5 protein-coding genes and 1 pseudogene are annotated in these 5,504 nt (G+C 64.0%); all 6 read left to right on the top strand.

The window, feature by feature from the left end; genetic code table 11:
• Positions 1 to 1,478: RNA polymerase sigma factor RpoD (rpoD, locus tag ACFDSW_RS14940; protein ID WP_375251067.1), on the top strand; the 1,478-nt coding region annotated here is incomplete at its 5' end.
• Between the two features lie 239 nt (positions 1,479 to 1,717).
• Complete coding sequence (locus tag ACFDSW_RS14935) at positions 1,718 to 2,434, top strand: hypothetical protein (RefSeq protein WP_375251066.1); 717 nt, start codon at positions 1,718 to 1,720, stop codon at positions 2,432 to 2,434.
• A gap of 69 nt (positions 2,435 to 2,503) precedes the next feature.
• On the top strand, positions 2,504 to 3,355 hold the full coding sequence (locus ACFDSW_RS14930) for an AAA family ATPase (RefSeq protein WP_375251065.1): 852 nt from the start codon (positions 2,504 to 2,506) through the stop codon (positions 3,353 to 3,355).
• Positions 3,356 to 3,463: 108 nt separating this feature from the next.
• Positions 3,464 to 4,429 (top strand): helix-turn-helix domain-containing protein, encoded by a 966-nt coding sequence (locus tag ACFDSW_RS14925; RefSeq protein ID WP_375251064.1) that lies wholly within the window; start codon positions 3,464 to 3,466, stop codon positions 4,427 to 4,429.
• Positions 4,430 to 4,542: 113 nt separating this feature from the next.
• Positions 4,543 to 5,118 (top strand): CHAP domain-containing protein, encoded by a 576-nt coding sequence (locus tag ACFDSW_RS14920; protein ID WP_375251068.1) that lies wholly within the window; start codon positions 4,543 to 4,545, stop codon positions 5,116 to 5,118.
• 68 nt (positions 5,119 to 5,186) lie between these two features.
• Positions 5,187 to 5,504: pseudogene (locus tag ACFDSW_RS14915) on the top strand (VWA domain-containing protein); the annotation flags it as partial.

Genomic DNA, 5,504 nt, shown 5'->3' with positions numbered 1-5,504 from the left:
GCGAGATCGTCGATCTCGATGCGATGCTATCGAAGGGGCCGTCGGCGGAACAGGGCGAGGGTGCCGAGGACGATAATGGCGAAATCAGCGAGGCCGCCGCCGGCCCGTCGTTCAAGGAGGAGGAAGAGCCCGAAGAGGCGTCCGCCGACGAGGACGACGACATGACCGAGCGTCGTGCCCCCCGCCCCGCCGACGATGACGACGAGGACAATACGCTCAGCCTCGCGCAGATGGAGGAGACGCTCAAGCCGCAGGCGCTGGAGAAGTTCGCCAATATCACCGCCATCTACCGCAAATTCTCCAAGATGCAGGAGACGCGCCTGGATGCGATGGCCGCGGGTAGCGAACTGTCGTCGGCGGAAGAGCGCAAGTATCAGAAGCTGCGCGAGGAACTGACCGCCGAGGTGGAAAGCGTGCAGTTCCACCAGAGCAAGATCGAATATCTCGTCGATCAATTGTACAGCTACAACCGCCGGCTGACCGCGCTGGGCGGGCAGATGCTGCGGCTGGCCGAGCGGCACAAGGTGAGCCGCAAGGATTTCCTCGACCGCTATATGGGTCATGAGCTGGACGAGGGCTTCCTCGAGTCGATCAACGGCGTCGACAAGAAGTGGACCGCGTTCGCCACTAACGAGGCCGCCGCGGTCGATCGTATCCGCACCGAGATCAGCGAGATCAGCCAGCAGACCGGCATGGCGTTGGCCGAATTCCGACGCATCGTGAACATGGTGCAGAAGGGCGAGCGCGAGGCGCGGATCGCCAAGAAGGAGATGGTCGAGGCGAATCTGCGGCTCGTCATCTCGATCGCCAAGAAATACACCAATCGCGGGCTGCAGTTCCTGGATCTGATCCAGGAGGGCAATATCGGCCTGATGAAGGCGGTCGACAAGTTCGAGTATCGTCGCGGTTACAAGTTCAGCACCTATGCGACGTGGTGGATCCGGCAGGCGATCACCCGCTCGATCGCGGACCAGGCACGCACGATCCGCATTCCGGTGCATATGATCGAGACGATCAACAAGCTGGTCCGCACCAGCCGCCAGTTCCTGCACGAACAGGGCCGCGAGCCGACTCCGGAGGAAATGGCTGAGCGCCTTTCCATGCCGCTGGAGAAGGTGCGCAAGGTGATGAAGATCGCGAAGGAGCCGATCAGCCTCGAAACGCCGATCGGCGACGAAGAGGATTCGCACCTCGGCGACTTCATCGAGGACAAGAATGCGGTGATCCCGGTCGATGCGGCGATCCAGGCGAATCTGAAGGAGACGGTCACCCGCGTTCTCGCGTCGCTCACCCCGCGTGAGGAGCGCGTGCTGCGGATGCGTTTCGGCATCGGTATGAACACCGATCACACGCTGGAAGAGGTCGGCCAGCAGTTCAGCGTGACCCGCGAACGTATCCGGCAGATCGAGGCCAAGGCGTTGCGCAAGCTGAAGCACCCGTCGCGCAGCCGCAAGATGCGCAGCTTCCTCGACCAATAAGGGAGTGGCCGATCGGCGATGACGGGGCCGCCCGTCACGCTGCCGGCGGTCGGGCCCCTCGCCTGCCGCAGGCGCCGAAGGGACGGGATCGCGGTGCCCGCGCGGCAATCTTTTCCTCGTTTCGGCACCGCGACGATCGCCACGTAAACCCCACCTTTACACCATCCCCCTATGTTCCCGGTTTCGGGCTGCCGACGATCGTCAGCCCGCCATTTCCATCGGCGAACAAGGGGCGCAACGTGGCAGTCATCGAGGGCGACAGCGTCTCAACCGTCAGCAACGCCGCCGCCACGATCCTGGCGCTGGTGGCGGCGGACGGCACGTGCGGTTCCCCCTATGCGCGCGCGCTGCGCCACCCGGCGACGCCGCTGCGCGATCAAGCCGACGCCGTGCACGCGCTATGCATCGTCCACGGCACGCTGCCGGGAGTGATCGATCATGTGCTCGCCGGCGCGGCCGATCCGCAGGCGCAGGACTGGCTGATATCCGCGGCGGCCGCGATGGCGGGAGAGCGCGTCACGCTGGCTCGATTGACCGCCGCGGTCGGCCCGCTTCCCTCCACGCCGCATCAGGCGGCGTCCGAAGCCGCGATCATCGGGCAGTGCCATGCGTTGGAAATGCTGTCGCAGTCCGATCGGCGCGGATGCGCGACCGGCACCGCGATCGCGTTCGTGCTGGATTGGGCGGCTGTACGCGACGTCCTCGATGCATGCGCCCGGCGCCTCGGGCTGGACGTGGCGCTGCCGTTTACCCCGGTGGCGGCGGACGCGAGGCGCTTCCTGTCGACCGTGGCGACGACGCCCTCGTCGGACCGGGCGATGGCGTTCGGCGCTCAGCAGATGCTCGCGCAGCATCGCGGCCTGTGGCAATTGCTGGAGGCGCGGGCCACCGCCCGCGATGGCGCGCGTGGGGCGATCACCCGCGCCTTCCCCGGGCCGTTGCGCTCCGTCGCCTGAGAAACTTGCGCGCCCCCTCTACTTGCCGCTACACCATACCCGATATTCGAGACGATGACGGGGTAAGGTATGCAGCGGTTCGAGGGCACGCAGAGCTATGTCGCGACCGACGACCTGAAGGTCGCGGTCAATGCCGCGGTGACGCTCCGCCGGCCCTTGCTGGTGAAGGGCGAGCCCGGCACCGGCAAGACGGTGCTTGCCTATGAGATCGCCAAGGCGGTCGGCGCCGACCTGATCGAATGGAACATCAAGTCGACCACCAAGGCCCAGCAGGGTCTGTACGAATATGATGCGGTTGCGCGGCTGCGCGACGGTCAGCTTGGCGACGAGCGGGTCCACGACATCGCCAATTACATTCGCAAGGGCAAATTGTGGGAAGCGTTCCAGCATAAAACCCCGCCGGTGCTGCTGATTGACGAGATCGACAAGGCGGATATCGAGTTTCCGAACGATCTACTGCAAGAACTGGATCGGATGGAATTCCACGTTTACGAAACAAAGGAAACCATCCGCGCCGACGAGCGCCCGATCGTCGTTATCACCTCCAATAACGAAAAAGAATTGCCGGACGCCTTCCTGCGCCGTTGCTTCTTCCACTATATCAAATTCCCTGATCGTGACACGATGCAGGCGATCATCGACGTGCACTTTCCGGGCATCCAGAAGCTGCTGGTGTCGCGCGCGCTTGATATCTTTTACGATGTTCGCGACGTGCCGGGACTCAAGAAGAAGCCGTCGACCAGTGAGTTGCTCGACTGGCTGAAGCTGCTGCTGCACGAGGACATGCCCCTGGAGGTGCTGCAGAATCGCGATCCCAGCAAGGCCATCCCGCCGCTGCACGGTGCCTTGTTGAAGAACGAGCAGGACGTGATGCTGTTCGAACGGCTTGCCTTCATGGCGCGACGGCAGGGTCAGAAATAGGCCTTTCGGCAGCCACCCCAGCGCGACGATAGCGAAACCTCCGGACTGGTTCTTAATGTTAAATTAATCATGCTATGACGCGGCCATTGTTGCGCGTAGGGCCTGCCTATGATCGAAAGCGGTTCGTTGACGCCCGGCGTCTTTGTTGAGCGCTTCGAACTGCCACCGCACACCGCGCTGCGCGTGGAACTGCCGGCCGCGCCGCTGGCGGGGCTGGTCCGTAGTTATCACGTCCTTGATTCCGATCCCGTGCGGCATGGCGACGAATATCCGTGGCTGCTACCCACCTGGCCCGCGATCCGGTTCATCCTGACGCCACACCCGATCGCGCTGTCGATCGGTACGCGGCGCTATGATCCGATGCCGCGCGCGGCGCTGTACGGCAATGCCAGCAAGGCGATGCGAATGACGACGCACGGCGGCGTCACGGTCGGCATCGATCTGACCCCGCTCGGTTGGTCGCGTCTGTTCCGCGTCCGCGCCGATCTGTTTCGCGACCGGGTGGTCCCGCTGGAAACGATGTTGCCGCATGGCTGGGTGAACAATGTCTTCGGCCGGTTGCTGTCATCGAACCAATCGACCCAGGTAAAACCGATCCTTGACGAGCTGCTCCTGGCGATCATGCCGCCCCCCGGCCTAGATGATGCGATGATCGTCGCGATCCAGCGGTTCATTGCCGAAGACGGGACGGCGCCTGATCTCGGCGCGGCGGCGGCGGCGCTGGGGCTGACGCCGGCCGCGCTACGACGGCTCTCGATCAGGCATTTCGGCTTCCCGCCAAAGACCTTGCTGATCCGAACGCGCTTCATCCGGTCGCTGGTGAGGATGCTGCTGGCGGGGGAGCGCGCCGATTATACCGTGATGGCCCCGTCCTATTTCGATGTCTCGCATTTCATACGGGATGCCAATCGCTTCCTGGGGATGACGCCGCGCCGCTTCCTGCAATATGACCATCGCTACCTGATCGCGTGCCTGCGCGCGGATCAGGAAGTGCGGCGGGCTGCACGCGCGCAATCAGGCGAGTCGCGGCGTTACCCGGCGACGCGGCCCGAAAGCGCGCCCCTCCTGCCCTGATCATCCCGCCCGCCCCGGCCATCGTGCGTCAAGGGCAATTCGTCTGTTAATCCGTTAAATTAACCATAACCAACAATGGCTTACTTACGCCCCCGGGGTAGGCCAGTCGGGTGATGTTGCGTAGCTTTTCCGCGTTGCTGGCGATGACGGCGCTGGTGGCGGCCTTGTCCAGGCCGGCGCACGCGCGCTCGCTGCTCGACTATGTCGGGCAATGCGTGCCCTTCGCGCGACAGGCATCGGGCATCCAGATCTACGGTGATGCCTGGACGTGGTGGGATCAGGCGGACGGTCGCTATCGTCGTGGCCACTCGCCGCGCGTCGGGGCGGTGATCGTCTTCGCCCGCAGTGACCGGCTGCGGCTCGGGCATGTCGCGGTGGTCAGCCGCGTGGTCGAACGGCGCGTGGTGATGCTGACGCACGCCAATTGGTCCCGGCTGGACGGGGCGCGCGGCCATGCCGAGCAGGACGTGACGCTCTACGATGTTTCGCCGCGCAACGACTGGAGCGAGGTGAAGGTATGGTATCGCGATTCGAATGGCCTGGGCGGCAGCACCTATCGCATCAACGGCTTCATCTATGGTGACGGCCGTCCCGCCGAGGAACTGACCAGCGACCATCCGGATTATGTCGGCGCACTGATCGACGCCTATGTGCCGACCGCGGCGGCGGTGGCGCGCGCGAGCCACTGATCGCCCCGGCCAAACCGGACCTTCGATAGCAACTCGACAGCGGCGTAGCGCGCGGGCATCATGCCGGCATGTTCCTGACCTTCCTCGACGAGCTGCGTACCGCCGGCATCCCCGCCAGCATGAAGGAGCATCTGATCCTGCTGGAAGCCTTGCAGGCCGAGGTGATCGATCGATCACCGGAACAATTCTATTATCTCAGCCGGTCGATATACGTGAAGGACGAAGGGCTGCTCGACAAGTTCGATCAGGTCTTCGGCAAAGTGTTCAAGGGCCTGGAAACCAGCTTCGGCCAGCCGGACGCGACGATCCCCGAAGACTGGCTGAAGGCGATCGCGGAAAAATATCTCACCCCCGAGGAAAAGGCCGCGATCAAGTCGCTCGGCTCC

Origin of the sequence: Sphingomonas sp. (assembly GCF_042091075.1) — a bacterium.
Lineage (GTDB): Bacteria > Pseudomonadota > Alphaproteobacteria > Sphingomonadales > Sphingomonadaceae > Sphingomonas.
The sequence above is the reverse complement of the archived record's forward strand: the minus strand, read 5'-3'. Positions and strand labels throughout refer to the sequence as shown.